This is a genomic window from Arthrobacter sp. BE255 (assembly GCF_031457335.1).
GTDB lineage: Bacteria > Actinomycetota > Actinomycetes > Actinomycetales > Micrococcaceae > Arthrobacter.
Window position 1 is genome coordinate 143,771 of the sequence record NZ_JAVDWK010000010.1, and the last position, 25,754, is coordinate 169,524.

Below are 25,754 nucleotides of genomic sequence, written 5' to 3' on the forward strand. Positions count from 1 at the left end.
GCAAGGGCAGGGGCACTAAGCCAGCCACGCCACGGTCAGCCCAGGAGCGCACTCCAGTCCACAGGGCCTGCCGGTGCCGCGGGCTTGGATCCTGCCTTCCGGGCAGCCCGCGCAGGGGTTTTGGCTTTGGTGCCGGGTGGTGCGGGGGTGGCGAGCGGCGGACCCCAGGGCAGGGCGAAGGCCTGGACTGTTTCACCGAGCTGCACTCCGTGGGGAGGCACCACCATCACGCCGTCGGCCGATGCCAGCCCCCGCATCATGCCGGGGCCGGTGTGCTGGGCCGGCGATGCCATGCCGTAGAGCAGCCGGAACGGCATCAGCCGGGTCCGTCCGGGATCCGGCTCGATGGTGGTTCCGGAGGGCATTTCCTGGACCGCCGGCATGGACCCGTGCCCGAGGGCCGCGAGCAACGGGGCACCCACTGTGGACAGTGCCATCATGGCGGCCAGCGGGTTGCCGGGCAGCCCGAGGACAAACCGGCCGTCCGGCAGTTCCGCGAGGACGGCCGGGTGGCCCGGACGCATGGCGATCCCGTCAATGACCAGCCGGCCGCCCAGGTCGGCGACGGCCTGGCGAAGGTGGTCGGTTCCGGAGCGGCCGGTGCCGCCGGTGGTGATGACGACGTCGGCAGGCGGGACGGCGGGAACCTCGCCGCCGGGCTCGGCCACGTCTTCCAGGGCTGCGAGCCATTCCTCGTAGGAGTCGCCGATCTTTTCCTGCCCGGCGGGGATGCCGCCCAGCATGTCGACGACGGCGGCCAGCTGGGGGCCGAATGTGTCACGGACCTGCCCGGGCGCCGGCATCCCGTGGGTCACCACCTCGGATCCGGTCAGCAGCAGTTTCACCACCGGTTTGCCCTCCACCAGCAGGTCATCGTGGCCGGCCAGGGCAGCCACTGCGAGGTGCGCCGGGTTGAGGGTGGCTCCTGCCTTGACCAGGATGTCGCCCATGGACGCTTCCTCGCCGGCTTTCCTGATGTGCTGGCCGTTCTTCGGTTCGCCGGGGCGTGCGCCGCCGCCGACCATCAGGACCGGCAGCCCGTCGTCGTCCTTGCCCAGGACCGCGCTCTCGCTGCGGAGTACAGCTTTGGCCCCGGCTGGTATCAGCCCGCCGGTGACGATGGGGCTGGCCTCATGCGGCGCCAGCCGCTGGCCGGTCTCGGCCAGGATCCAGGGGCCGGTGCCGTTAACCGCCCAGCCGTCCATGGCGGACGAGGCGTAGTGCGGCATGTCCTGGAGCGCGGTGATGTCCCCGGCAAGGGTCCGGCCAAGGGCCTGCTGCAACGGGACCCGCCCGGCCGGTATCGGCGCGGCACAGCCGAAGGCAGCCTGGCGGGCTTCCTCCCAGGTATGGGCGAGGTGCCTGGCGGGTTCGTCCTGCGTGTCCTGCTTGGGTGCGTCGTCGTTGTCGCCGGGGGCAGCCGTCATTCGCCGGGGGTCCCGGCGGAGGCAGAATCGTAGTCCGCGGCCAGGGTGCGGGCCACGTCCATGGCCGCCGACATGGACGCGGCGTCCGTGGCACGGCCCGAGCCTGAGGCAAGTCCTGCGGCAAAGCCCGCAATAAATGTGGTCAGCGGCGCGGCCGGCCGCACCACCGAATGCGCAGCCACTCCGGCAAGCGAAAGGATGGCGTTAACGTCTACCTGGACGTCTTCGAGCTCGTAGGCCTGAAGGAGCGCCCTGCACCATTCTTCCAGCGTCTCATCCTGGCTCTTCACTGACTGCCTCCCAATTCAACTGCGGCCACGCAGGTCCGGAACCTGGTCATGGTCCCGGCCGGCCACTCCAAGCGCGGCGGCATCATCCCAGGTATCCACGTCATCAGTGGAGCCCGCCGGGACGGTGACAAGCTGCACGTCCAGCCTAGCAAGGAGAGCGGACACAGAGCCGTTCATTAAGGCACCGCGCGAGACCAGGTCCTGCACCGAACGCTGCAGTGCCGCAGTGCTGTAAAAACCCACGAGGGGCTGGCGGTGTCCGTCCGGCGAGACGGCCATGGCGCCGTCGCCGGGCCGAAGGGCCAGACGAAGGGTCTGGACCGCAGCACCCACGTTCGGCATGTCGCAGGCCAGCAGCAGGGTGAAGGGCGGACGCGGCCCGTCCGTTCCACCGAGCGCGCCCAGCCCCGCGGCAATTGCCGACGCCGGTCCGGCAAACGGCGGTTCCTCCCGGCAGGTGATCACTCCACCGGGCAACCGGCCCGGGTCCGGGCCCACCACCACGGCCGAACGCGCGCCTGCCGCCGCGGCCAGGGACCGCTGCAGGAGGGTGGCGCCGTCGTACGTCAGCGCCTGCTTGGGCACGCCACCCAGCCGCGACGAGCGGCCACCCGCCAGGACGACGGCGTCGAATTCGAAGGCATCAGAAAGCACAATCCCAGCCTAGCGGGCCGGGAGGAACTGGTCAGGCAGCTTTTTCAGGCAGGAGGAAGGGGTCCCACGCGGGCGTGGGCTTTTCCAGTTCCTTGATCTGCCAGATGGTGCCGTGCGGTGGTTCCGGGATGAAACGGAGCTTCCAGCCCATCTCCCCCGGTGTGTGGTCACCTTTGACGTTGTTGCAGCGCAGGCATGCAGCGACCAGGTTTTCCCAGGAATCGGCGCCGCCGCGGGACTTGGGCTGGACATGGTCAATGGTGTGCGCCGCTTTGCCGCAGTATGCACACCTGTGCCCGTCCCGGCGCAGCACTCCCCGGCGGCTCACGGCAGTGGACTGGTTGTATCGGGGGCGGATGTAGCGGTTCAGGAGGATCACGGACGGGCGGCCCAGAATCTCCTGCGGCCCCACTACAGGGTCCTCGCCTTCCGCTACAACGCTTGCCTTCCCTGTGAGCACAAGGACCAGCGCCCGGCGGAAGGTGATTACCGCCAGCGGTTCATATCCAGCATTCAGAACGAGAGTGCGCATGCACGTACCTCTTCACGGCCGCACCCGTCAGGGGCGCGAGGGCCGGCTGCCCCCGGCATGTCCGGGCTATGGATCGACACCACAAGAGTAAACAAAGAAAGCCGGGATCAACTAATCCGCGGTTTTGGGGTGTGCCCGTGTCGACGGTCCGCTGCCGGGGTCGTGACGGCGAAGAAGCCGTTAAAGCAGAGGACCCCCGCCGTAGGGCGGGGGTCCTTGCGAAGCGTTGCCGTGGAGATTAGCGGACGCGGATGAAAACCGGGCCGGAGCCTACGTTGGCGCTGAAAACAACGGTCTGGTTGCCGTTGTAGCCGCCGTGCACTGCCTGGCCGTTGCCGGCGTAGACAGCGATGTGGGCAACGCCAGCGCCGCCGTCGGCGTAGTAGATCAGGTCGCCGGGCTGGGCCTCGGCGGCGCTCACGGTCTGTCCCAGGGACAGGTAGCCGGCGGGCCAGTCGTGGAAGTTGATACCCACGGCAGCCAGGGAGTTCGTCACCAGCATGGTGCAGTCCTGCATAACGCCGAGCTGCGCGTAGGCTGCGGACAGGATGGCCTGGCCCTTGCTGCTGGCAGCAACCGGGGCCTTCGGTGCTACGGCTGCGGCTACCTTGACGGTGGCAACAGCCTGGGCTGCGGGAGCCGGAGCCTCAGCTACGGGCTCGGGTGCTTCCACGACGGGAGCCGGCGTGGTGGTCACGGCGGGCTTCTCGTAGGAGATGGCAATGGTGGAAGCGGCCGAGATGACGGCCGGAGCGGAAACCTCAACCTCAAGGTTGGAAGCGGAGGCGGATTCACGCTGGACGTTGGTGTCTGCAGCGTTGGCTGCGATACCACTGGTCAGGACCAGGCCGGAGGCAGCAGCGATAACCGCGGCCTGGCGACCCATGCCACCGGCGTTGTCGCCGACGGCCTTGGCAATGACAGCCAGCGAGTTGGTCTTGGTGACCTCCGCGCGGTGCCGTGCAACAGTTGCACGTGTAGTCATTATTTCTCTCTTTCGTTTTCCTTAGGACCGCGCAGGCAGGCCAAGGGCTGTGGGTGCGCCGGCATCTTGGGGGTACGCCGGCACACCCCGAACGGGGATTTAGCGAAAAGTGTTCTAGCGGGGAAGGGTTCTTCTACTTCATGGTGTAGAAGGATCCGCCGCCGGTGGAGGCCACGGAGTGCAGCAGCGTTCCCTGTGACGGGTTCAGGGCGCTGATCATCATGCCGTTGCCAACGTAGATGCCTACGTGCGCGCCGCCATTCTGTACAACGAGGTCACCGGGAGAGGGTGTTGCGGTGGGCGTCATGGCCGTCCAGGCGTTGACACGCGGAATGCTGATGCCGGCCTGGGCGTAGACCCACTGGGTGAATCCGGAGCAGTCCCAGCCGCTGGGAGAGGTGCCGCCCCAGACGTAGGGGTGGCCGATGCCGGTGTAGGCGATGGCTGCCAGGCCGGATGCGGCCGCAGAGGATACGGCGTCCGTCAGCTTGCTGGCTTTGGTGGCCGTTGCCTCGGAAGTCCGTTCCGTGTCAGTGGACTGCGCACGGACCGTTTCGACCTTCGGGGCCGGCGTGGTCTTGACCACGGGACGCTCGAAGGAGACGGTGGCCGTGGGGGCAGCGGTGACGGCAAGGGCAGTCTGCGAGCCGGACTCGGTGGATGCGGATACGCCGGCGGTGGTGTCCGCCGCGTTGGCCGGAAGCCCCATGCTCAGGATCAGACCTGATGCAGCTGCGATGACAGCAGCCTGGCGACCTACGGTCCCGGCATTCGCACTGACAGCCTTGGACACGGGGCCCAAAGGGTTGGTGCGAACCGTTTGCGCGCGGTGACGCGCGGAATTATGGCGTGAAGACACGAAGGTAGCCTCTCCCAATGCCTACGAGGTGAGCTGTCGGATTCGGATGGGAGTTCACCCGGCCACGCCGCTTCCTAGGAAGCTTTGCGACTTAACCCCAAGGCCTTCAGACTTCGAAGACCAAAATTGGTTCCCCCGCCCCTGCCAGACGATGTCATGCGAACGGACCTTGAGCGGTGGCAGAGCTAGGCAATCCACTCAAGAACGTCAACTTCGGAAAAGTTGACGCACGTTAGACGTTACAGGAGTTCAGATCGAATGTCACATTCAGGTCACGGGATGTCACGCGAATGTGAGAGCTTGCCATCATTTGGCTAGAGCCAGCCGGTGGGGTCAACGACTTCACCGTTGACCTGGACCTCGAAGTGGAGGTGGCAGCCGGTGGAGGCTCCCGTGGTGCCGCTGAGCGCCACCACGTCGCCGCGGCTGACCGTCTGGCCAACCTTGACGTTGAACGACGAGAGGTGGTTGTACGTGGTTTCAAGGCCGTTGCCGTGATCCACCACCACGCGGTTGCCGCCGCCGTACTGGTGCCATCCGGCGAAAGTCACGGTGCCGCTGGCTGCTGCCAGGACAGAGGTGCCGCACTGGGCCACGTAGTCCTGGCCGCGGTGGAAGTCGCCGGTGCCGCCGGTGATGGGGCTGACGCGGTAGCCGAACGGCGAAGCGGTGACGAGGCTGGCCAGCGGGGCGCCCAGGCTGCCTGCGGATGCGGCCCTGGTGATCGAGCCCGCGGACTGGGCGCTCAGGAGCTGCTTGAGCTTGCCGTCGGGATCGCCCTGGGTGACCACGGAGGAGCGGCTGAAGTCGATTCTTGCGGCTGCTTCGGCGGAGATTTCAGGCTGCGGAGCTGCGGAAACAGCCGACGCCTGCTGGCCGGCGTCGGGAGTGGCCAGCACGGGGCTGGTGGCCGGCACCGTGACAGTGAGCACCAGGCCGGTGGCGGCAAGGGCAATGCCTGCCTTTTGGCCAACGCCGCTGGCGGCCGCGAAATCGGTGATCTGCCGGAAGGGGCCCCGGCGGCGGCGCGCATCGCGCTGTGGATCCCGGGGCCTGTCCGCGGCCACTGCTGCGGCAACGCGGGGCGCTGCTGCGGGGCCTGCCGCGCGGCGGCGGCCCCTGGAATTCTGCATGGTCAAGAACGGTTCCTCTCTGGATAGCCTGCGAAGTTAGCTGTCGGATTCGGGTCAGAGAGTTCAAAGACCCGGTCCGCCGTAAGCAAGCTTCGGCGCAGAGAGATATCCCGTAGGATCCTTCGCTGGAAGAGGCTTGCTGCTGACGGACTTCACCCCAAGGCGGCCTTGCGACCGCCGGTTGTGGTTCCCCCGCCTCTGCCAGTTGGTGACTCGTACTCCGATCTGCTGGCAGAGCTCGGCTCCAGATCAGGTAACGCTTTTGTATCGACGCTTGGCGTTAACTATAGGCGATTAAGCCGGACAGTAACAATTCCGTTATCTTTGCGTAAACCCCAACGAATGGGGTAAATACGCCGTTCAGCGCCTCCCCTGAACAGGCGTCAGGCGACGGATACAAATACGTGCGCGGCGACTTCCGGCGGGAGCTCCAGCGCCCCTTCGATCCCGGCCACCCGGACCGAGATGTAGTCGCCCACGCGCTCCAGCGAGACCGCGGCACCGGGCCGGATCCCGCCCTCGTCAAGCTGGATGAGCAACTCCGGCTCCACCTGGATGGGTTCCGCCAGCCGGCTGACAACCACGCTGGAGCCCGGGCCGTAGCCCTTCATCGCTTCGAGGAGATTGATCACGCCGTCCGTAAAGGGCGACGACGCCTGGCCGCCCAGCGCCGCGAGGCCCGGAATGGGATTGCCATAGGGGGATTCCGTGGGGTGGTTCAGCAGTTCGTAGATGCGCCGCTCGACGCGTTCACTCATCACGTGCTCCCAGCGGCACGCCTCGTCATGGACGTAAGCCCAGTCCAGGCCGATGACATCCGCCAGGAGGCGCTCCGCGAGCCGGTGCTTGCGCATGACTTCCGTGGCCCGCTTACGGCCTGCCTCTGTCAGCTCCAGGTGGCGGTCTCCGGAGACCACCACGAGGCCGTCACGTTCCATCCGGCCGATGGTTTGGGACACCGTGGGACCGGAGTGCCGGAGCCGCTCGGCGATGCGTGCGCGAAGAGCAACGATGTTCTCTTCCTCAAGCTCCAAAATGGTCCGAAGATACATCTCCGTGGTATCGATCAGATCCGTCATCCAGCTCAGCTCCTCGAGCGCAGTACCTTGCGTTGTCCCACCGTATCGCGTACCGACAGCGACGTAGTCCGTTGAAAAGCTTAGCCTATTTTGAGTTTGTCCGGATAATTCCTGGGCTGCCGGAGGCTTGTCTCAATGGCTGGACTATGACGGTGCCGGTTCCCGCCCAATCGGCGGTTCAGGCAGAATAAGGGAGGTCCGTGTTGCAGCCATCGTCGACTGCCGGCCATCCCACCGTCCCGGACGTGAGTTACGTCCACGCCGAAATTGGAGCCCCTGTGAGCGAAACCAGCATCACTATTCCTGCCGACCTCCTGCCAAAGGACGGACGGTTCGGCGCAGGACCTTCCAAGGTCAGGCCGGAACAGATTGAAGCACTCTCAGCCGCGTCCAAGACCATCCTGGGCACCTCCCACCGCCAGGCCCCGGTCAAGAACCTCGTCGGTTCTGTCCGCGAGGGCCTCAGCCAGTTCTTCCGGGCCCCCGAGGGCTACGAAGTGGTACTGGGCGTCGGCGGCTCAACCGCGTTCTGGGACATTGCCAGCTTTGGCCTGGTGGAAAAGAAGGCCCAGCACCTGTCCTTCGGCGAATTCGGCTCCAAGTTTGCCTCCGCCACCAACAAGGCGCCGTTCCTGGACGCCTCCTCCATCATCAAGTCCGAGCCCGGAACCCGCCCCGTTGCCCAGGCCGAGGCCGGCGTGGACGTCTACGCCTGGCCGCAGAACGAGACCTCCACTGGCGTGTCCGCGCCGGTTAAGCGCGTGTCCGGAGCCGACGACGGCGCCCTGGTCCTGGTGGACGCGACGTCGGCCGCCGGCGGCCTGGACGTGGACGTTGCCGAAGCGGACGTGTACTACTTCGCTCCGCAGAAGAACTTTGCATCCGACGGCGGCCTGTGGCTTGGCCTCTTCTCCCCCGCCGCGCTGGAGCGCGCCGCCCGGGTCAAGGCAAGCGGCCGCTGGATCCCGGACTTCCTGGACCTGCAGACGGCGATCGACAACTCCCGCCTCAACCAGACCTACAACACACCGTCGCTGTCCACCCTGGTGACCCTGGACTCCCAGGTGCAGTGGCTGAACGCCAACGGCGGCCTGGACTTCGCGTCGGCCCGCACGGCAGACTCCGCCGGCCGGATTTACTCCTGGGCCGAGGCCTCCGACTACGCCACGCCGTTTGTGGCCAAGGCCGAGGAACGCTCCAACGTCATCGCCACGATCGACTTTGACGACTCCGTGGACGCGGCTGTTGTTGCCAAGGTGCTGCGTGCCAACGGCATTGTGGACACCGAGCCCTACCGCAAGCTGGGCCGCAACCAGCTCCGGATCGCAACGTTCGTGGCCATCGAACCGGCTGATGTCACCGCATTGCTGGCCAGCATCGACTTTGTGGTGGGCGAACTGCGCAAGTAACTTCCCGCCACACCTCATCGATTGCTCCAACAGCGCCCTTTTGGGAGTGCTAAAGGGCGCTGTTGGAGCAATCGACGGGTAGGCGTGGCAGGGGCGTTAACGTTCGACGGCGCCGTCCGGACCTTGGTCCTGGCGGCGCCGTCTGCTGTCTTACTCGGAGTCTTCGGCAGGCTCTTCGGTGTCCGGCTCGTCCGTGTCCGGCTCTTCGGTGTCCGGCTCTTCGGTGTCCGGCTCTTCGGTGTCCGGCTCGTCAGTGTCCTGCTCTTCGGCGTCGGACACTGCCTCGACGCCGGCTGCCCTATATCCGGCGTCCAGCGCCTCCTCGTCCTGGGCGTCCTCGGGGCGTACGCGTTCAGCCCAGGGCACCCACTCGGGGGCAAGGATGGACTCCTCGGAGGGCAGCAGGCCAAGCTCGCTGATGGTGACCACCTTGGAGCGCGAGTTCCGGGTCAGGACCGCGAACCACTGCCACCCCTGGTAACCGGGCAGGCGCGACTCAAAGAGATGCGTCACCAGCCGGTCGCCTTCACTCTTGGCGCCGAGGTGGGTGCCGATGGTGGACGCCGGCGTGATGCCTTCGACGGCGGAGCGGGCCACATCAACCGCTCCGGCAAGGAAGGCATCCGGTTTGCCGATGCGCCAGACGGGCACACCCGCAGGGCGCTTGGTTTCGACCGCCGCGGCCGTGACGGCCGGGGCCTTCACCTGCTCCGTTGCCGTTTGGTCCGGCTGTTCAGCTTCCGGGTTCATCAGCAGGCCTAAACGTCCAGCTCGTCGGCAACCTTACGCAGGGCTGCGGCGATGGCCTTGCCCTTGTTGCCTTCCGGGTACTTGCCGGCGGACAGGGTGCCGGAGAGGTTGTCCAGCACGCTGACGAGGTCCTGCACCAGGGGTGCAAGGTCCTTGGCGCTGGGCCGCTTGGCCTTGGCAATGGACGGCGTCTTGTCCAGGACGCGGAGGCCCAGGGCCTGTGCCCCCTTGCGGCCGTCGGCCACGCCGAACTCCACCCGGGTTCCGGCCTTTAGCTCGGTAACGCCCTCAGGGAGCGATGATTTGGGCAGGAAAACTTCCTGGCCGTCCTCGCCCGCGAGGAATCCGAAACCTTTTTCCTTGTCATACCACTTGACCTTGCCGGTAGGCACGTAATCAACCTTCTTCGTTCTGACGTCTTGAGACACGGCCGGCAGTCACCGCATCCGCATTGATATGCGGGTTCAGGGTATGACTGCCCGGGCCGAGTTGGTCTGTTGCTTCAAGGTTATCCTGCCGCGCGCCCGAATCCTGCTTTACGGCCTTTATACGAACGCCTGCCGAAGGACTGTTAGCGTTACGTCCATGACACCCTCGCGTTACCGGCGCCTCCTGATGATCTGCGCGGCTGCGGTCGCCCTGCTCTCGCTCGCGGCAGTGGGCGCTGTGATGGCACTGGCCTTTGCCGGTTCCGCCGCCCCCGTGTGGGTCACCTCCACCGCCCTGTACGGCCTGCCGGTTGCCTTCCTGCTGATGCTCTTCCTGATCCTGGACAGCGTGGCAGGGCGGCGCCGGGCAGGAAAGCCCGGCGGGCGGTAACGTTGGACTGATGTCCCTTATCCGCGCGCTGAGCAAAGAGCTGGAGGCACGCAGCGACGAGTCGTTGCGTGCGCTGTTCGCCGCGCGGCCGGACCTCATTTCGCCCGCAGTTCCGGACTTTTCCGCGCTGGCCGCGCGTGCCAGCGCCAGGGTCAGCGTGCAGCGTGCGCTGGAGCGCCTGAACAAACCACAGATGCAGGTCCTGGAAACGCTGCATCTCTGCACCAACACCGACACCGCACACAGTGCCTGCGCGGCCGGCCTGCGGAAATTCATCCCGGGCGCGTCGGTGGCGGCCATTGAGCGGATCCTGGCCTCCCTGCAGGAGCTCGCGCTCGTGCACCGGGCGGAACCTCCGCACGGCACCGCCCCCACGGGCCACCGCCAGCACTTCTACCTCCCGGTGGGAACACTTCGGGATGTTGTGGGCATCTACCCGGCAGGGCTGGGACGGAGCTACACGGAGCTGGTCCGCCTGCAGCCCGCGTTCGCGCAGCGCGTGGTCCAGCTGGTCGCCGAGCTGCACCGCAGCGGGGTGGCCGTCCAGGAGGCCACCACGCCCATGGAGGCGGCGCTTGCGCTGCAGCACTGGACGTCCTCGCCGGAGGCGCTGCAGGGCATCCTTGCCGGCGCTCCGGAACGTACGACGGCGTTGCTCGCCCGATTCGGGAACTGGGCCATGGGTGCCGTCCCCCAGGCACAACGGAAAGCCTCCGTGGCCACCGAAGCCGCCGACGTCGGGCCTGTTGACTGGCTGCTGGCGCGCGGCCTGCTGGTGCCCCTGGACGCAGCCCACGTGGAGCTGCCCCACAGTGTGGGTGTTTCCCTGCGGGGCGGCGCGATTATTGAGGACTTCACGCTGTCGCCGCCGGTTCCCGAACTTGGCCACACCACTGCCGCGCTCCGCCGCAATGCCGCGCTGGGGGCCATCGCGGAAACGCTTCGGCTGGTGGGCGAGCTCCTTTACGCGGTCAGGGAGCAGCCGCTGGCAACACTGCGTACAGGCGGTGTGGGGGTCCGGGAAATGCGGCGGCTGGCGGAAGGGCTCCGGCTTGACCAGCACCGCACGGGCCTCATGGTGGAGTTGTGCGCGCTGTCCGGCCTGATCCGGCTTGACGTCGATTCCTCGGCCTGGGTCCAGCCACCGGAGCTGGAATGGCTGGTCCTGCCGCGGCAGGAGCAGTGGCTGTGGCTTGTTAACGCCTGGCTGGCCAGTGAACGTGTTCCGTCGATGGTGGGCCAGCCGGTCAATGGCCAGCAAAACACGCCGGCCGTTCATCGCGGTGCGGCCGGAACCACCATCAATGCGCTCTCGGCAGAGGCCCAGCGGCCGGACGCGCCTGTTGTCAGGAAGCGGATCCTCGAAATCCTGAACCACCTGACGAAAGAGGCCGCGGCGCCGGAGGCCCATGCCCCCGTCCTGGACGCTGCCGCCGTGCTGCAGCGGGCCGAGTGGGAACAGCCCCGGATGGCGCGCCGGTTCAGTTCGCTGATCCGGGGCGTCCTGGCGGAGGCCGACATGCTGGGCCTGACCGGTTCAGGGGCGCTCAGCCAGCTGGGCAGCGCGATCGCCGAGGACAACCCCGACGAAGCGCTGGGGATCCTGGGCGAGCACCTTCCTGCGGCGCTGAACCACGTGCTGCTCCAGGCCGATCTCACAGCCGTCGCGCCGGGCTACCTGAGTCCCGAACTCAGTGAAAAACTGCTGCTGATGGCCGACGCCGAGGGGCAGGGCCCGGCCACGATCTACCGGTTTTCCACCGCCTCGGTCCGGCGGGCGCTGGAGGCCGGACAGGATGCTTCAAGCCTGCTGGCCTTCCTTCGGGAGCACTCCGCCACCGCCGTGCCGCAGCCCCTCGAATACCTGGTGGAGGACACGGCCTCACGCCACGGCCGGCTGCGGGTCGGCACGGCGGCAAGCTTCGTCCAGAGCGACGATGAAACGGCCGTGCTGGAGCTTGCCGCGGAATCGAAGGCATCCGGGCTTGGCCTGGTGAGGATCGCCCCGACGGTCCTGATTTCCACGGCGCCGCCGCGCGAAACGGCACAGGTCCTGCGCGGCCTCGGACTGTCCCCGTCGGTGGAGGAATCCGAGCCATCCCTGATCCGGCTGCGCCGGACCATGCCGGCCCCGGCCAGCGCGCGGCCGGTCTACACCGCGCCGCGGACCGCGCCCGCCGAAGCAGACATGGATTCCCAGCTGGCCGTGCTGCGCCACCTTCGAACATCCCACTCCGGCGGCCCGGACGGCCATGGGGCGGTCGGGGCACCGGGAGTGGGGACCCCGCCGTCGTCCGTGTCTTTGTCCGGGTCCGGCGAAACAGCGACCCAGCTCGGCCTGGAGACCCTGCAGCGGGCCATCCGGCTCAAGCAGACCGTGTGCATGAACGTGGTGGACGGCGGCGGGAACGCCAACCGGGAGACCGTTGTTCCCCTGTCGGTCAGTGGCGGACGGGTCAGGGTCTTCGATCCTGCGCGGGAGACCGAACGGGTGGTCTCCATCCACCGGATCATTGATATTGAGGCCGCAGAGGAACTGCGCCAGTGAAGGACACCACCGCGTGAACGACGGACCGCTGATTGTCCAGAGCGACAAGACCATACTGCTGGAGGTGGACCATGAGCTGGCCACCGAGGCCCGCCACGCCATTGCCCCCTTCGCCGAGCTGGAACGCGCCCCGGAGCACATGCACAGCTACCGGCTGACGCCGCTGGGCCTGTGGAACGCCCGCGCCGCGGGTCTGGATGCGGAGAAGGTGCTGGACACGCTGCTGAAGTATTCGCGCTTCCCGGTGCCGCATTCCCTCCTGATCGACGTCGAAGAGACCATGTCGCGGTACGGGCGGCTGCGCCTGGAGAAGGATCCGCAGCATGGGCTTGTCATGCGGACCGACGACTATCCGGTGCTGGAAGAGGTCATCCGGGCCAAGAAAATCCAGCCCCTGCTGGGGCCCCGGATCGACGGCGAAACGATTGTGGTGCATTCCTCCCAGCGGGGCCAGCTCAAGCAGCTGCTGCTGAAGATCGGCTGGCCGGCGGAGGACCTCGCAGGGTACGTGGACGGAACTCCGCACCTGATCGCGCTGAACGAGGACGGCTGGAAGCTCCGGCCCTACCAGCAGCTGGCCACGGAGAACTTCTGGGCCGGCGGCAGCGGTGTTGTGGTGCTGCCGTGCGGCGCGGGTAAGACGCTCGTGGGCGCGGCGGCGATGGCCGTCAGTTCGACAACAACGCTGATCCTGGTGACCAACACTGTGGCGGCCCGGCAGTGGAAGGACGAGCTGCTCAAGCGCACCTCCCTGACCGAGGACGAAATCGGCGAGTACTCCGGTGCAGTCAAGGAAGTCCGGCCCGTCACCATCGCCACCTACCAGGTCCTCACCACCAAACGCGGCGGCCTCTACCCCCATCTGGAACTCGTCGACGGTAACGACTGGGGCCTGATCATCTACGACGAAGTCCACCTGCTGCCCGCCCCGATCTTCCGCATGACCGCTGACCTGCAGGCGCGCCGCCGGCTGGGCCTCACCGCCACCCTCGTCCGCGAGGACGGCCGCGAAGGGGAAGTCTTCAGCCTGATCGGCCCCAAACGGTACGACGCGCCCTGGAAAGACATCGAAGCGCAGGGCTACATCGCGCCGGCGGACTGCGTGGAGGTCCGCGTGGACCTTCCCCGGGACGAGCGTGTGGCCTACGCGATGGCCGAGGACGCGGACAAGTACCGGCTGTGTTCCACGTCGGAGACCAAGACCCGGATCGTGGAGCAGCTCGTGGCCCGGCACCAGGGCGAGCAATTGCTGGTGATCGGGCAGTACATCGACCAGCTGGATGAAATCGGCGAGCGCCTGAACGCTCCGGTGATCAAGGGCGAGACGTCCGTCAAGGAACGGCAGAAGCTGTTCGATGCCTTCCGGGCCGGCGACGTGCACACGCTGGTGGTGTCAAAGGTGGCCAATTTTTCCATCGACCTGCCCGAAGCGTCCGTGGCCATCCAGGTTTCCGGCTCGTTCGGGTCCCGCCAGGAGGAAGCCCAGCGGCTGGGCCGGCTGCTCCGTCCCAAGAACGACGGGCGGGCCGCCCGCTTCTACTCCCTGGTGGCACGGGACACCCTGGACCAGGATTTCGCGGCCAAACGCCAGCGCTTCCTGGCCGAGCAGGGCTACGCCTACCGGATCATGGACGCGAAGGATGTAGGACAGCCCGGCTAGGCATTACAGCAGGTCAGCTCGCGCACGGCCGCGCCGGAGCGCACACTGTTGGAATGCGCCCCAAACTCCGCCCCGCCGTTCCCCTGCCAGGCCAGGAATCCGTGGGGGACTATCCGCGTCCACCGCGCGTCGAACCCACCACAGAACGTGTGCTGATCGTCCTGGGCGGTGAAATCATCCTCGACACGGAGGACGCCGTGCGGGTGCTGGAGACGAGCCATCCGCCCGTCTACTACCTGCCGCGGTCGGCCTTCAGCCCCGGAACATTTGCGCCGGCGGCCGGCAGCAGTTTCTGCGAATTCAAGGGCGTCGCCGAATACCTGACGGTGCGTGGCGGGCCAAAGGTTGCCGAGAATGCCGCCTGGTTCTACCCGAAACCGGTCCGGGGCTATGAACAGTTGCTGGACCGGGTGGCTGTCTATGCCGGCCGGATGGACTACTGCGAGGTCGACGGCGAGCGGGTGCTTCCGCAGGCCGGCGGCTTTTATGGCGGATGGATCACCGGCCGCGTGACGGGGCCGTTCAAGGGCGAGCCAGGCACGCTGGGTTGGTGATGCTTCGTCCGGGCCCCGCATGGAACACCCACCATCCATCCAGAAAACTCCCAGACTCTGGGAGCATCATGGGAGTATGAAAAAGAACGGCCCAGAGGCGAAGCTCCTTGTTGTTGATGACGAACCCAACATCCGCGAACTGCTGTCCACCTCCCTGCGGTTCGCAGGCTTCGAGGTCGTCTCGGCAGGCAACGGGCGTGATGCCCTGGCGGCTGCCGAGCTCCACTCGCCGGACCTTGCCGTGCTGGACGTGATGCTGCCGGACATGGACGGCTTCACGGTCACCCGCCGCCTCCGCGCGTCCGGCAAACACTTCCCGGTGCTCTTCCTGACCGCCAAGGACGACACCGAGGACAAAGTCACCGGCCTCACCGTGGGCGGGGACGACTACGTCACCAAGCCCTTCAGCCTGGACGAGGTCGTGGCCCGGATCCGTGCCGTCCTGCGCCGCACCCAGCCACTGCTCGATGACGACGATGCCGTCATCCGGGTCGATGACCTGGAGCTCGACGACGACGCCCACGAAGTCCGCCGCGGCGGGACCGTCATCGAGCTCTCCCCCACGGAGTTCAAGCTCCTCCGGTACCTGATGCTCAACCCCAACCGGGTGCTCTCCAAGTCACAGATCCTGGACCATGTCTGGGAGTACGACTTCAACGGCGACGCCTCCATTGTGGAGTCCTACATCTCCTACCTCCGCCGCAAGGTGGACATTGATCCGGACGCCCCGGCCCTGATCCAGACCAAGCGCGGCGTGGGCTACGTGCTCCGGACAGCAGAGAAGCGCTGACCTTGCTGGAGCGGTGGAAATCGGCCTCACTGAGGTCCCAGCTCGTCGCCATCATCATGGCGCTGCTGATCGTTGCGCTGACGGTGACCGGCGCGGGCACGCTGACGCTGCTCCATAGTTACCTCCAGGGCCAGGTGGACGACAAACTCAATGCCGCCGTCGAACTGGCCCACAAACAGCGGTCCTTCACGCAGCTGCAGGCCCCCAATCCGGTGCCCACCGACTACTCACTGATTCTCTACACCCCGGGCGAGGATCCCTACCCGTTCGGCGGTGATGCCATCAACCGCCCGGACATCAGCAACATCACCTCGGATGAAGCACAGGATCTGGGCACCCGTCCCTACCAGGTCCGCGGCACCGACGGCCAGAACTGGCGGGTGGTGGCCGTGCCCGTCCTGGACAACGGACGCAGCGCGGTGGTTGTCATCGGCCTGCCCTTGCAAAGCGTGGACGACGTCCTCAAGCACGCCACACTGGTGGTCACAGGCGTGGGACTGCTGACCCTCCTGCTCGCCTCCCTGATTGCCAGCTGGACCGTGTCCCGCTCCTTCCGTCCGCTCGCCCGCGTGGAGAAGACCGCTGCCGCGATCGCCGCCGGCGACCTGTCCCGGCGCGTCGAAGTGGAGAATTCCGGTACGGAAGTGGGGCGGCTTGCCAGTTCCCTCAACGCCATGCTGGCGCACATCGAGACAGCCTTTGCCGCCAGGACGGCATCCGAGGGAAGGATGCGCAGGTTTGCTGCCGACGCCTCGCACGAACTCCGCACCCCGCTCGTGACCATCAGGGGCTTCTCCGAGCTCTACCGCCACGGCGCGCTGGCCACCGACGAGGACGTGGCCACGGCGATGGGCCGGATCGAAAGCGAAGCCAAGCGGATGGGCTCCATGGTGGAGGACCTCCTGCTCCTGGCCCGCCTCGACGAACAGCGGCCCCTCCAGCAGAAGCCCGTTGACCTTCAGCTGATCGCCCACGATGCCGTGGTGGATACGCAGGCCAGCGACCGTACCCGCAGCATCACCCTGACAGGTCTCGACGGCGGCAGCGCGGCTCCGGCGCCCGTCCTCGGCGACGAGGCAAAGCTCCGCCAGGTCCTGGGCAATCTGGTGGGCAACGCCCTGCGCTACACCCCGGAGGGCAGCCCGATCGAACTGGCGGTGGGCGTCCGGAGGTCCGACGGCGGCCTTCCGGCCTCTGTGATCGAAGTCCGGGACCATGGCCCCGGGATTTCCGAGGACGACGCCGCAAAGGTCTTTGAGCGCTTCTACCGGGCGGATACGTCACGGACCCGCGAAACGGGCGGCAGCGGCCTCGGACTGGCCATCGTGGCGGCCATCGTGGGCTCACACGGCGGCAGCGTCAGGGTCCAGGCAACCGATGGCGGCGGGGCCACCCTGGTGGTCAGCCTTCCGGTCCGGGAGGAGGAAGGCGATGGGCGGAACCCTGATGCCCCTCCCGGTGAAGCGGAGATCCGCGAAGTGCCGGACCACGAAGTTTGGGACGACGGGCCTCGGGACCAGGGAGACGGCGGAAGCGCCAACGACGGCCGCGTTATCCACATATAGGAACTTTCCGTGGCCCTCCCGGTGCCCCGCTCCATAGGCTCCTTGCAGAGGTCCGGAGCCGCCGGACCGGACAGCCTGGCTGTCCACCACCGTGAGAGGCAGCAGCCATGAGCATCATTTCCGTCGACACCGAACTCCTCCAGCTCAAATCCGCCAACGTCAAGGCGACCGTGGACCGGATCAGCGCCGACGTCCAGACCATGAAGCGCGGCCTGGACGAGCTGCAGTCCACCTGGCGGGGTTCGGCGGCCACCAACTTCCAGGCGCTGGTGACCGAATGGACCCTGACCCAGGGCAAGGTCGAAGCCTCGCTGGCCTCAATCAACCTCGCCCTGGCTTCGGCCGCGGCGACGTACGCGCAGGCCGAGCAGGGCAACACCCAGCGTTTCAGCTGACGGTGACGCGAGGCAGTGGCGGACACCGGTATTGACCAGAGTCGCTCCCCCGTGCCGATTGCGGCTGGCTGGTTGGCAGCTGTCAGGCTTCGGGGGTGCCCTGGTGGAAGCGAAGCCGCCACCTGCCGTTATCGAGGACCCACAGCGAGCTGCGGAGGATCGTGCCCGAGCGTGCGTAGCTCCGGTATGTCAGCAGGACCGCGCCGGTGCCGATGCGGTCCGCGCCCAGAATTTCCAGTTCCGTCCGTTCACCGGGGTCCTCCTCCAGCGCCATCATCATGGCATCGCGGGTCCAGACCCGCCCCGAGCTTCCGATCTCCATAAAGTCGGGATGCAGCAGCACGCCGGTTCGGCCGATGTCGCCACGTACCTCGGGGCCAAGCAGCTCCCGTTCGAGGCCCTCCACGAGTTCTTCCGGCGATTTTCCGGCCGCACCGGAGGTGCCCAGCGGGTCCCCCTCCAGCTCGCTGAACAGATCCGGCTCGCTGAACCGATCCGGCTCATTCAGCAGGTCCTGGTCATTAAACAGGGCCTGTTCGCTGAAGAGATCGGGTCCGACGCCGTCCGCCGCCGCACCGAAGGCTCCGGGACCGGAGCCTCCTATAGCAGCTTTGGCGGCGCCGGAGGCGTTGGCCGGGCTGTTGGCGGAACCGGAGGCATTGGCTGCGGCGCGCACAGGCGCAGTGGCATTGGCAGCCGCTTCCGGGTGGCCCGGGGCTCCGGCGAAACCCGGCCCCGAACGTGCCGCTACGCCCTGCTGGTATGCCGTGGCGGCGGCCCTGGCCCGGTCATCGGCGGCCTCATTGAGGTCGTGGCCTGCATGCCCTTTGACCCATTCGAACGTGTATTTCCGGCCCGCGATTTCACGGTCCAGTTCCTTGAGCAGCTCGACGTTCAGGACGGGCTTGCCGTCCGCCTTCCGCCATCCCTTGCGCTTCCACCCGGGCATCCATTTGGTGATGGAGTTGATCACATACTGGCTGTCGCACAAGACCCGCAGGTCTTCGTCGGGAACGTGGGCGGTGGCGCGGAACAGGTCCAGGACAGCCATCAGCTCGCCCTGGTTGTTCGTCCCGTGCGGCCACCCGCCAGCCCGCCAGCAGTCGTCATTCACGTACCAGGCCCAGCCGGCCGGGCCTGGATTTCCTAAAGCCGAACCGTCGGCTGCTGCAGTAATCGTCACGGAACCATCCTGCCAGACAGCGCCGACAGCACGTTTCGCACAGCCTCCGGGAAACCGCTTACCGAATACTCTTGACGTCGAAGTCGAAGCGCGGCAGAATCGGAATCCTAACCGAGAAAGCGCTTTCTCGATTGAGCTGTCCCACCGGCACCGAGGCCGTTGCGGGAACACAGACGGGGTGGACCTCCGCCCTTTTGAGGAAGGCACATCAATGAAGATTCGGACCATCAGCCGCAGGAAGTTCCAGTTCGGCGCAGTCGCCGTCGCTGTTTCACTGCTTGCCACAGGCTGCGGTGCATCCGGGGGTTCCAGTGAGAACGACCAGGTTACGCTGCGGTTTGCCTGGTGGGGCAACGAGTACCTCAACGCGCAGACGGAAAAAGTCATCGACGCGTTCGAGGCCGAACATCCCAACATCAAGATCGAATCCGAGCCCGGCGAATGGGCCAGCTACTGGGACAAGCTCGCCACCAAGACGGCGGCCAATGACGCGCCTGACGTCATCCAGATGGACCAGAAGTACATCGCCGAATACGGCGGCCGCGGGGCACTGCTGGACCTGTCCAAGCAAAGCGGCATCGACACCTCAAAGCTTGACAAGGAATCCCTGGCGTCCGGGCAATACGACAACGCACAGTACGGCCTGAGCACCGGCAAGAACGCGTACGTCATCATGGCCAACACGAAGGTCTTCGAGGCAGCCAACGTGCCTGTCCCCGACGACACCAAATGGACCTGGGATGACTTCATGGACACGGCAGCGAAGCTCAGCGCTGCCGGTGACGGGAAGAACTATGGTGCCGCCTATGGCAGCAACGAGGCAGACCTCATCATCTGGCTGCGGCAGCATGGCGAGAACCTGTACTCCCAGGACGGGAAACTGGATTTCGACACCTCTACGGCAGCCTCGTTCTGGGAACGCCTCAAGGAGCAGCGTGACTCCAAGGCCAGCCCGCCGGCCACGGTAGCCACCGAGGACTCCGGCGCCGGCCTTGAGGAGAGCCTGTTCGGCACCAACCGGGTCGGCATGGCCTGGTGGTGGACCAACCAGCTGGGTTCGCTGGAAACCACCACGGGGAGCGGCATCAAGATGCTCCGCGCCCCCAGTGTCGACGGCAAGTCTGCTGACAACGGCATGTACTACAAGCCCACGATGTTCTGGTCAGCGTCCTCACGGTCCAAGCACCCGGAAGCGGCTGCAACATTCATCAACTACCTGGCCAACAGCCCGGCGGCAGGCGCCATCCTCATGACAGACCGCGGGGTGCCGAGCAACTCTGAGATCGTGGAGAAGATCACGCCCAGTCTCAAGCCCGCGGACACCACCGTGGTGGCCTTCCTGAAGGACATCGCGCCGGATGTCGCCGACGCGCCTCCCGTCCCGCCCGTCGGCGCAGGCAGCGTCCAGAACGTCATCAAGCGCTTCACCGACGAAGTCCTGTATGACCGGATGTCTCCGAAGGCAGCCGCCGAGGCATTCAAGAAGGAAGTCGAAGGAATGCTGGCAACGGCCCGCAAATAGCGGAGCCCGGAAGCCTGCCACCCTGGCAACAAAGCACCCGTCACCAACAATAAATAATGCGGCCCCCTCCAGTGGAGGGGGCCGCATTATGGTTTGCGCGGAACGCAGTCCGGGCGCTGGGGACTAGAAGCCGCCCATGCCGCCCATGTCGTCGCCGCCACCCATGGCCGGAGCGTTCTTCTCCGGCTTGTCGGCCACTACGGCCTCGGTGGTGAGGAACAGACCGGCGATGGAGGCCGCGTTCTGCAGTGCAGAGCGGGTCACCTTGACGGGGTCGTTGATGCCGGCAGCCAGCAGGTCGACGTATTCGCCGGTTGCTGCGTTCAGGCCGTGGCCGGCGGGCAGGCCGCGGACCTTGTCGACGACAACGCCCGGCTCGAGGCCGGCGTTGAAGGCGATCTGCTTCAGCGGGGCGTCGATGGCAACGCGGACGATGTTCGCACCCGTTGCTTCGTCACCGGTCAGGTTCAGGTTCGCGAACGCCTTGGCGCCGGCCTGGATCAGTGCAACGCCACCACCGGCGACGATGCCTTCTTCAACGGCAGCCTTCGCGTTGCGGACAGCGTCCTCAATGCGGTGCTTGCGTTCCTTGAGCTCAACCTCGGTTGCGGCTCCGGCCTTGATGACTGCAACGCCGCCGGCCAGCTTGGCCAGGCGTTCCTGCAGCTTCTCGCGGTCGTAGTCGGAATCGGAGTTCTCGATCTCGGCGCGGATCTGGGAAACGCGGCCAGCGATCTGGTCGGCGTCGCCGGCACCTTCAACAATGGTGGTTTCGTCCTTGGTGACAACAACCTTGCGGGCGCGTCCCAGGAGCTCCAGGCCAGCGGTCTCAAGCTTGAGGCCGACTTCCTCGGCAATGACCTGGCCGCCGGTCAGAACGGCGATGTCGGCCAGCTGTGCCTTGCGGCGGTCGCCGAAGCCCGGAGCCTTGACGGCAACGGACTTGAAGGTGCCACGGATCTTGTTGACGATCAGGGTGGCCAGGGCCTCGCCCTCAATGTCCTCAGCAATGATCAGCAGCGGCTTGTTGGACTGCATGACCTTTTCCAGGACAGCAACCAGTTCCTTGACGTTGGAGATCTTGGAGTTGACGATCAGGATGTACGGGTCCTCGAGGACCGTTTCCTGGCGATCGGCGTCGGTGACGAAGTACGCGGAGATGTAACCCTTGTCGAAGCGCATGCCTTCGGTGAGTTCCAGCTCCAGGCCGAAGGTGTTGGACTCCTCGACGGTGATAACACCTTCCTTGCCAACCTTGTCCAGGGCCTCGGCAATGAGGGCGCCGATTTCGTCGTCGCCGGCAGAGATGGAAGCCGTGGCGGCGATCTCTTCCTTGGTTTCGATTTCCTTGGCCGAAGCAAGCAGCTCCACCGTGACGGCTTCTACAGCCTTCTCGATGCCGCGCTTGAGGGACAGCGGGTCAGCGCCGGCCGCAACGTTGCGCAGGCCTTCCTTGACCAGTGCCTGGGCCAGGACGGTGGCCGTGGTGGTTCCGTCGCCGGCGACGTCATCGGTCTTCTTGGCAACTTCCTTGACCAGCTCGGCGCCGATCTTCTCGTAAGGATCGTCCAGCTCGATCTCCTTGGCGATGGAAACACCATCGTTGGTGATCGTGGGGGCGCCCCACTTCTTTTCGAGGACGACGTTGCGTCCACGCGGGCCGAGGGTGACCTTAACGGCGTCGGCGAGGATGTTCAGGCCCCGCTCAAGGCCGCGGCGTGCCTCTTCATCAAATGCAATGATCTTGGCCATAACGGCAGTAGTCCTTTCGGGACAGACGTTAAGAATGAACCCACTGCAGTGCCCGCGACGGACGATCCTTCGCCGGCGGCCTCTGTACGCCGCAGGATCCGGATCTCACTCCAGCAAGGTGTTTCTTTCGCTCCTCGACCGGCGCCTGGGCTCCGGAACCGGCCTGGGCCGGGCGTCGCTTTAGCAGTCGGTGCGTAAGAGTGCTAAGTCAATAATTAGCACTCCATAGGTGAGAGTGCAAGCGAATAGTCCCCGAAACCAGTGTCTGCGGGCCCTCGTTTCGCTCCGGGCGATCAGCCGGCGGCCCGCCCCGCCGCTTCACGCCCGCTGAGCTTGGCCCTGTTGTCCGCGCCGTAAGTGAACACCACGAAGTTCGCGGAAGTGATGTCCCCGTTGGCGTCGAATCCGATCGGACCGGATTGCCCGTCGTAATTGGCGCCGGCTCCGGTCCTGAGCGCTGACACGCAATCCTTGTAGGACGGGCAGGCGGCAGCCTGCTTCGTTTCCGTCCCCGGAGCAGTGCCGCCGGAGACGGCAATCAGGTGTGCGGCGATGGAGCGGCCCGAGTCGTCGTCTGCCGCCGCGGCCGCCAGGACAGCCAGCGTCACGGCGTCATAGGCCTCAGCAGCGTAGGAGAGGTCCTTCAGCGACGGATCGACTGCAAGGAGCCGGGCCTGGAAATCCACGGAGGGGAACACGCCCGGCACCACCGCCCGGGCGCCGTCGAGCGCCTTGGATCCCAGCCCCGAACCATACTGGCCGAACGCTCCGTCGCTGAGGATGATCTTGCTCCCGGACAGGCCCGCATTGTTCAGTTCGGCGATGGCCCCCTGTGCATCGTCCCGCGCGATGAGCACCACCGCATCAGGGGCAGCCGTCCGGGCCGCAGCGGCGGCCTGCCGCGCCTCACCCGGCTTGAACGCTGACGTGCTGGAGGTCTCCAGGCCGGCCCCCTTGGCTGCACTGGCCACTGCGGCGGAGACCTCCTTGCCGTAGGTGCTGTCCTGGTGGACAATCGCCAGAGTCTTCGCGCCGCCGTCTTTGGCGAGTTTCACGAGCACCGAAGCCTGGGCGACGTCGGCTGCTGCGGTGCGGAAGTAGTAGCCGCCGCTTTTGTACTTGCTCAGCCCTGCCGCAGAGTTGGCCGGCGAGATGAGCGGAATCCGTGCGGCAGACAGAACGTCTATGACGGCGGCAGCGTGGCTGGAATCGGTGGGTCCGATCACGACGTCGGCCTTGGCGGCGGCCAGCTCCCTGGCCTGCGCGTCGGAGTCGCCTGCCGGCTGGGGCAGCAGTTCGACCGGCTTGCCCTTGTGGCCGCCGGTGCTGTTGATTTCCTGCACGGCAAGTTTGGCCGCGGCAAGCTGTGAGTCGTTGAGGAAGTCCTGGGCTCCGGTGCTGTCCAGGATCAGGCCAACGCGCAGTGTTCCGTCGCCCGAGGCTTCCACCGAATCCAGCCGGGCATTTCCCGCCGCGGCGCCACACCCGGCCAGCGCAAGCAGGAGGGCCGACGTTGCGGGCAGGCGGAGAAGGGACGAGCGGAAACTCAAGGACTTCACTCGGCCGGCCGGACGCTTTCGGCCTGCGGGCCCTTCTCGCCTTCGCCGATTTCCAGCTCCACGCGCTGGCCCTCGTCGAGTGCACGGTAGCCCTCGCCCTGGATCGCGGACCAGTGGACAAAGACGTCGTCACCGGAGCCGTCCACGGTAATAAAGCCGTAGCCCTTTTCAGCGTTAAACCATTTCACGGTTCCCAGTGCCATGATGCCCACTCTTTCAGTAGCGTCCGTAAGGCCCACGCCACTGTGTGCCGCTTATTACGAACCGAAGCCTGAAATCACTCTAGCCAATGGCCGCCGGACGGGCCGAGGGGCGGGGCCGGACGGGCCGTCAATAGTTATTCAGGTGTAACCCGGATGCCTACTTGAAGCCTGGCCCCAGCACCACTACGAGCGGCACCTGGAACTCGGTGCTGTTGACGATAGTGGGAATGTTCAGGAGTTTGGAGAGTGCCTCGGCATTGGCCTGCTGGGCCGCACCGGCATAGAAGATCACGGAAGTCTGCTGCGGTGTGCCGCCCCAGTTGCCTACCTGTCCCAGGGTCCAGCCGTCCGCCTGGACGATTGAGCTGACCCGGCCCGCCAGGCCGGCTGTACCTGCCCCGTTGAAGACCGCGAGGCCCTGGGACTTGTTCAGGACAGCGGTGGAGGGAGTAGCCGAGGGCGTGGCACTCGGCTGAGGTTCGGTACTGGCAGAGGGCACGGTGCTGGCGGAAGGCTCGGTGCTCGCGGACGGTTCTGCGCTGGCGGAGGGGTCCGTGCCTGCCTCCTGCGCAGCCGGAGTCTCCAGGCTCGTGGCGGCCTGGCTGCCTGCCTGGGTGAAGCCCAGCTGCGGGAGGAACAGGAAGGAGACGACGCCGATGGCCAGGGCTACGATGCCAACTGCAAGCAGCGGCCACAGGCGCGGCCTCGACGGCGCGGAAGCTGCCCGGTGGACGCCCTGGCGGGAGGCGGTCTCCGGAACCTTGTCGAATTCATCCCGAGCGTATCTGGTCATAGTGGCGAGACATCCTTGTTGATTGCTGCTGATGGCTCAGCACGGGCGTGGTTACGCGTCCGAACCCAGGCGGCGTGCAGTACGTGCCCGCTGTCGCGACGTACGTAGTCTACGCAATCTCTTGACGAGCATCGGATCGTGGGCCAGCGCATCCTCGGTGTCGATCAGCGCGTTGAGAAGCTGGTAGTAGTGCGTCGCCGAGAGGTCGAACAGCTCCCTGATGGCCTGCTCCTTGGCCCCGGCGTACTTCCACCACTGGCGCTCCAGGGCGAGCATCTGCTGCTCCCGCTCGCCCAACGGCGAGTCACGGAGCGAAAAGTCAGCCAGCAGCAAGCCACGTTCTTCGGGCTCCGGCAGGTGTTCCCGAGCTGGTTCCGCCACGGCACACTCCTTCGCTGGATTTCGCTGGATAAGGGTAAAAAGTCCCACCCCCATGCTACGGACGAATAACAGCCTTGTCATTTACGCCGCGTTACGTCCTCCGCGGACCGGGGGGCAGGCTGAGACAATGGGGGCGTGTTTGAATCAGAGCCCCTCTTCGAGCTGGAGCCGGAAGCGGCCGAGGCCGTCGGGTTTGCCGAGCTGGCAATGCTGCCGCTCGACGACCTGATGGCCGACGACTGGGCTGCCGCCATGGCGGGGGTGGAAGAGGATCTGCGTGCTGTCCTGCGTTGCCTGGCCGACGACGTCGCGGCCGGGCACCAGGTGCTGCCGTCACCGTCGAACGTCCTCCGCGCCTTCCGGCAGCCGCTGGCGGACGTCAAAGTACTGATCGTCGGGCAGGACCCGTACCCGACGCCGGGGCACGCCGTTGGCCTGTCCTTCGCCGTGGCCCCCGGGACGCGCCCCATTCCGCGCAGCCTGGCCAACATCTACAAGGAACTTGAGGCCGACCTGGGGGTTCCCGCACGCGTTCACGGCGACTTGACCGCCTGGACGGAACAGGGCGTGCTGCTCCTTAACCGCGTGATGAGCGTACGGGCCGGCGCCGCGGGCTCCCACCGCGGGAAGGGCTGGGAGAAAATCACGACGGCGGCAGTCACCGCGGTGGCCGGACGGCAGCGCGCGGACGGCAGCAGGTCGCCGCTGGTGGCAGTGCTGTGGGGCAAGGACGCGGAGGCGGTCCGGCCCCTTTTGTCCGGCGCCGCGATAGTCTCCAGCGCGCACCCCAGCCCGTTGTCGGCGTCGCGCGGTTTTTTCGGTTCCCGGCCTTTCAGCCAGGCGAACGCATTGCTGGAGCAGCAGGGAAGCCCGGGCGTAACCTGGGAACTCCCGCCGGTCCCTTAGCTTAGG

26 protein-coding genes and 2 riboswitches are annotated in these 25,754 nt (G+C 66.4%); of the genes, 10 read left to right on the top strand and 16 right to left on the bottom strand.

Going from position 1 to position 25,754, the window contains the following annotated elements:
- Nucleotides 1-35: 35 nt before the first annotated feature.
- From J2X42_RS16835 to J2X42_RS16870, 8 genes are all read right to left on the bottom strand, one after another.
- Nucleotides 36-1,427 carry a molybdopterin molybdotransferase MoeA gene (locus J2X42_RS16835; protein WP_310166976.1) on the bottom strand — a complete coding sequence of 464 codons (1,392 nt, stop codon included), beginning with the start codon at nucleotides 1,425-1,427 and terminating at the stop codon, nucleotides 36-38.
- Complete coding sequence (locus J2X42_RS16840; protein ID WP_310166977.1) at nucleotides 1,424-1,717, bottom strand: DUF6457 domain-containing protein; 294 nt, start codon at nucleotides 1,715-1,717, stop codon at nucleotides 1,424-1,426. The genes J2X42_RS16835 and J2X42_RS16840 overlap by 4 nt, the downstream gene beginning before the upstream one ends.
- Before the next feature lie 15 nt (nucleotides 1,718-1,732).
- Complete coding sequence (locus J2X42_RS16845) at nucleotides 1,733-2,371, bottom strand: NTP transferase domain-containing protein (protein WP_310166978.1); 639 nt, start codon at nucleotides 2,369-2,371, stop codon at nucleotides 1,733-1,735.
- A 31-nt stretch (nucleotides 2,372-2,402) separates the two neighbouring features.
- Nucleotides 2,403-2,903 carry an HNH endonuclease gene (locus J2X42_RS16850; protein ID WP_131134136.1) on the bottom strand — a complete coding sequence of 167 codons (501 nt, stop codon included), beginning with the start codon at nucleotides 2,901-2,903 and terminating at the stop codon, nucleotides 2,403-2,405.
- 238 nt (nucleotides 2,904-3,141) lie between these two features.
- The gene (locus J2X42_RS16855; RefSeq protein ID WP_310166983.1) at nucleotides 3,142-3,888 is read right to left on the bottom strand and encodes an NlpC/P60 family protein; all 747 of its coding nucleotides are present in this window, start codon (nucleotides 3,886-3,888) and stop codon (nucleotides 3,142-3,144) included.
- A gap of 133 nt (nucleotides 3,889-4,021) precedes the next feature.
- Nucleotides 4,022-4,681 carry an NlpC/P60 family protein gene (locus J2X42_RS16860; protein WP_310166985.1) on the bottom strand — a complete coding sequence of 220 codons (660 nt, stop codon included), beginning with the start codon at nucleotides 4,679-4,681 and terminating at the stop codon, nucleotides 4,022-4,024.
- 70 nt (nucleotides 4,682-4,751) lie between these two features.
- Nucleotides 4,752-4,914: riboswitch (cyclic di-AMP (ydaO/yuaA leader) on the bottom strand.
- Nucleotides 4,915-5,061: 147 nt separating this feature from the next.
- A complete protein-coding gene (locus J2X42_RS16865; RefSeq protein WP_131134220.1) occupies nucleotides 5,062-5,880 on the bottom strand; it encodes a M23 family metallopeptidase in 819 nt (272 codons plus the stop codon).
- Nucleotides 5,881-5,890: 10 nt separating this feature from the next.
- Nucleotides 5,891-6,134, bottom strand: a riboswitch (cyclic di-AMP (ydaO/yuaA leader).
- A gap of 129 nt (nucleotides 6,135-6,263) precedes the next feature.
- Nucleotides 6,264-6,959, bottom strand: a complete 696-nt coding sequence (locus J2X42_RS16870; protein WP_131134139.1) for a metal-dependent transcriptional regulator — start codon at nucleotides 6,957-6,959, stop codon at nucleotides 6,264-6,266.
- A gap of 278 nt (nucleotides 6,960-7,237) precedes the next feature.
- Between J2X42_RS16870 and serC the strand changes: the two genes are divergently transcribed.
- Entirely contained in the window at nucleotides 7,238-8,368 is a 1,131-nt protein-coding gene (serC, locus tag J2X42_RS16875; protein WP_310166991.1) for a phosphoserine transaminase, read from the top strand.
- 150 nt (nucleotides 8,369-8,518) lie between these two features.
- Here serC and J2X42_RS16880 read toward each other — a convergent pair whose 3' ends face one another.
- Nucleotides 8,519-9,118 carry a DUF3027 domain-containing protein gene (locus J2X42_RS16880; RefSeq protein ID WP_310166993.1) on the bottom strand — a complete coding sequence of 200 codons (600 nt, stop codon included), beginning with the start codon at nucleotides 9,116-9,118 and terminating at the stop codon, nucleotides 8,519-8,521.
- Between the two features lie 8 nt (nucleotides 9,119-9,126).
- Nucleotides 9,127-9,510, bottom strand: a complete 384-nt coding sequence (locus tag J2X42_RS16885) for a cold-shock protein (RefSeq protein WP_108597270.1) — start codon at nucleotides 9,508-9,510, stop codon at nucleotides 9,127-9,129.
- Nucleotides 9,511-9,703: 193 nt separating this feature from the next.
- On the opposite strand from J2X42_RS16885, the gene J2X42_RS16890 reads away from it, so the two are divergent.
- The 7 genes from J2X42_RS16890 (at nucleotide 9,704) to J2X42_RS16920 (ending at nucleotide 17,449) form a co-directional block, all read left to right on the top strand.
- On the top strand, nucleotides 9,704-9,937 hold the full coding sequence (locus J2X42_RS16890) for a hypothetical protein (RefSeq protein WP_310166994.1): 234 nt from the start codon (nucleotides 9,704-9,706) through the stop codon (nucleotides 9,935-9,937).
- Between the two features lie 10 nt (nucleotides 9,938-9,947).
- Nucleotides 9,948-12,485 carry a helicase-associated domain-containing protein gene (locus J2X42_RS16895; protein ID WP_310166995.1) on the top strand — a complete coding sequence of 846 codons (2,538 nt, stop codon included), beginning with the start codon at nucleotides 9,948-9,950 and terminating at the stop codon, nucleotides 12,483-12,485.
- A gap of 13 nt (nucleotides 12,486-12,498) precedes the next feature.
- Nucleotides 12,499-14,145: a DNA repair helicase XPB gene (locus J2X42_RS16900; RefSeq protein WP_310166996.1), complete on the top strand. Its 1,647-nt coding sequence runs from the start codon at nucleotides 12,499-12,501 to the stop codon at nucleotides 14,143-14,145.
- Nucleotides 14,146-14,198: 53 nt separating this feature from the next.
- Nucleotides 14,199-14,699 carry a DUF427 domain-containing protein gene (locus J2X42_RS16905; protein ID WP_310166998.1) on the top strand — a complete coding sequence of 167 codons (501 nt, stop codon included), beginning with the start codon at nucleotides 14,199-14,201 and terminating at the stop codon, nucleotides 14,697-14,699.
- A gap of 76 nt (nucleotides 14,700-14,775) precedes the next feature.
- Nucleotides 14,776-15,489: a response regulator transcription factor gene (locus J2X42_RS16910; protein ID WP_131134146.1), complete on the top strand. Its 714-nt coding sequence runs from the start codon at nucleotides 14,776-14,778 to the stop codon at nucleotides 15,487-15,489.
- A gap of 2 nt (nucleotides 15,490-15,491) precedes the next feature.
- The gene (locus tag J2X42_RS16915; protein ID WP_310166999.1) at nucleotides 15,492-17,054 is read left to right on the top strand and encodes a HAMP domain-containing sensor histidine kinase; all 1,563 of its coding nucleotides are present in this window, start codon (nucleotides 15,492-15,494) and stop codon (nucleotides 17,052-17,054) included.
- A 107-nt stretch (nucleotides 17,055-17,161) separates the two neighbouring features.
- Entirely contained in the window at nucleotides 17,162-17,449 is a 288-nt protein-coding gene (locus tag J2X42_RS16920; protein WP_310167000.1) for a WXG100 family type VII secretion target, read from the top strand.
- 82 nt (nucleotides 17,450-17,531) lie between these two features.
- Here J2X42_RS16920 and J2X42_RS16925 read toward each other — a convergent pair whose 3' ends face one another.
- A complete protein-coding gene (locus J2X42_RS16925) occupies nucleotides 17,532-18,632 on the bottom strand; it encodes a ribonuclease HI family protein (protein WP_310167002.1) in 1,101 nt (366 codons plus the stop codon).
- A gap of 211 nt (nucleotides 18,633-18,843) precedes the next feature.
- On the opposite strand from J2X42_RS16925, the gene J2X42_RS16930 reads away from it, so the two are divergent.
- Nucleotides 18,844-20,154, top strand: a complete 1,311-nt coding sequence (locus tag J2X42_RS16930) for an extracellular solute-binding protein (protein WP_310167004.1) — start codon at nucleotides 18,844-18,846, stop codon at nucleotides 20,152-20,154.
- A 123-nt stretch (nucleotides 20,155-20,277) separates the two neighbouring features.
- Here J2X42_RS16930 and groL read toward each other — a convergent pair whose 3' ends face one another.
- From groL to J2X42_RS16955, 5 genes are all read right to left on the bottom strand, one after another.
- Nucleotides 20,278-21,906 carry a chaperonin GroEL gene (groL, locus tag J2X42_RS16935; protein ID WP_131134151.1) on the bottom strand — a complete coding sequence of 543 codons (1,629 nt, stop codon included), beginning with the start codon at nucleotides 21,904-21,906 and terminating at the stop codon, nucleotides 20,278-20,280.
- Between the two features lie 293 nt (nucleotides 21,907-22,199).
- Complete coding sequence (locus tag J2X42_RS16940) at nucleotides 22,200-23,465, bottom strand: ABC transporter substrate-binding protein (RefSeq protein ID WP_396134099.1); 1,266 nt, start codon at nucleotides 23,463-23,465, stop codon at nucleotides 22,200-22,202.
- Complete coding sequence (locus tag J2X42_RS16945; protein ID WP_131134153.1) at nucleotides 23,462-23,668, bottom strand: cold-shock protein; 207 nt, start codon at nucleotides 23,666-23,668, stop codon at nucleotides 23,462-23,464. Before J2X42_RS16945 ends, J2X42_RS16940 begins: the two co-directional genes overlap by 4 nt.
- A gap of 157 nt (nucleotides 23,669-23,825) precedes the next feature.
- Nucleotides 23,826-24,461, bottom strand: coding sequence for a LytR C-terminal domain-containing protein (locus J2X42_RS16950; RefSeq protein ID WP_310167007.1), 636 nt, complete (start codon nucleotides 24,459-24,461; stop codon nucleotides 23,826-23,828).
- A gap of 51 nt (nucleotides 24,462-24,512) precedes the next feature.
- On the bottom strand, nucleotides 24,513-24,842 hold the full coding sequence (locus J2X42_RS16955) for a DUF3263 domain-containing protein (RefSeq protein WP_310167008.1): 330 nt from the start codon (nucleotides 24,840-24,842) through the stop codon (nucleotides 24,513-24,515).
- A 135-nt stretch (nucleotides 24,843-24,977) separates the two neighbouring features.
- On the opposite strand from J2X42_RS16955, the gene J2X42_RS16960 reads away from it, so the two are divergent.
- On the top strand, nucleotides 24,978-25,748 hold the full coding sequence (locus J2X42_RS16960) for a uracil-DNA glycosylase (protein WP_310167009.1): 771 nt from the start codon (nucleotides 24,978-24,980) through the stop codon (nucleotides 25,746-25,748).
- Nucleotides 25,749-25,754 lie beyond the last annotated feature (6 nt).

Excerpts from the sequence above, each read along its gene's own strand:
- J2X42_RS16905 (WP_310166998.1), top strand. The coding sequence starts at position 14,199 with ATGCGCCCCAAACTCCGCCCCGCCGTTCCCCTGCCAGGCCAGGAATCC.
- J2X42_RS16855 (WP_310166983.1), bottom strand. The coding sequence starts at position 3,888 with ATGACTACACGTGCAACTGTTGCACGGCACCGCGCGGAGGTCACCAAG.
- groL (WP_131134151.1), bottom strand. The coding sequence starts at position 21,906 with ATGGCCAAGATCATTGCATTTGATGAAGAGGCACGCCGCGGCCTTGAG.
- J2X42_RS16910 (WP_131134146.1), top strand. The coding sequence starts at position 14,776 with ATGAAAAAGAACGGCCCAGAGGCGAAGCTCCTTGTTGTTGATGACGAA.
- J2X42_RS16930 (WP_310167004.1), top strand. The coding sequence starts at position 18,844 with ATGAAGATTCGGACCATCAGCCGCAGGAAGTTCCAGTTCGGCGCAGTC.
- J2X42_RS16880 (WP_310166993.1), bottom strand. The coding sequence starts at position 9,118 with ATGAACCCGGAAGCTGAACAGCCGGACCAAACGGCAACGGAGCAGGTG.
- J2X42_RS16890 (WP_310166994.1), top strand. The coding sequence starts at position 9,704 with ATGACACCCTCGCGTTACCGGCGCCTCCTGATGATCTGCGCGGCTGCG.
- J2X42_RS16870 (WP_131134139.1), bottom strand. The coding sequence starts at position 6,959 with ATGACGGATCTGATCGATACCACGGAGATGTATCTTCGGACCATTTTG.
- J2X42_RS16945 (WP_131134153.1), bottom strand. The coding sequence starts at position 23,668 with ATGGCACTGGGAACCGTGAAATGGTTTAACGCTGAAAAGGGCTACGGC.
- J2X42_RS16850 (WP_131134136.1), bottom strand. The coding sequence starts at position 2,903 with ATGCGCACTCTCGTTCTGAATGCTGGATATGAACCGCTGGCGGTAATC.
- J2X42_RS16950 (WP_310167007.1), bottom strand. The coding sequence starts at position 24,461 with ATGACCAGATACGCTCGGGATGAATTCGACAAGGTTCCGGAGACCGCC.
- J2X42_RS16895 (WP_310166995.1), top strand. The coding sequence starts at position 9,948 with ATGTCCCTTATCCGCGCGCTGAGCAAAGAGCTGGAGGCACGCAGCGAC.
- J2X42_RS16920 (WP_310167000.1), top strand. The coding sequence starts at position 17,162 with ATGAGCATCATTTCCGTCGACACCGAACTCCTCCAGCTCAAATCCGCC.
- J2X42_RS16865 (WP_131134220.1), bottom strand. The coding sequence starts at position 5,880 with ATGCAGAATTCCAGGGGCCGCCGCCGCGCGGCAGGCCCCGCAGCAGCG.
- J2X42_RS16835 (WP_310166976.1), bottom strand. The coding sequence starts at position 1,427 with ATGACGGCTGCCCCCGGCGACAACGACGACGCACCCAAGCAGGACACG.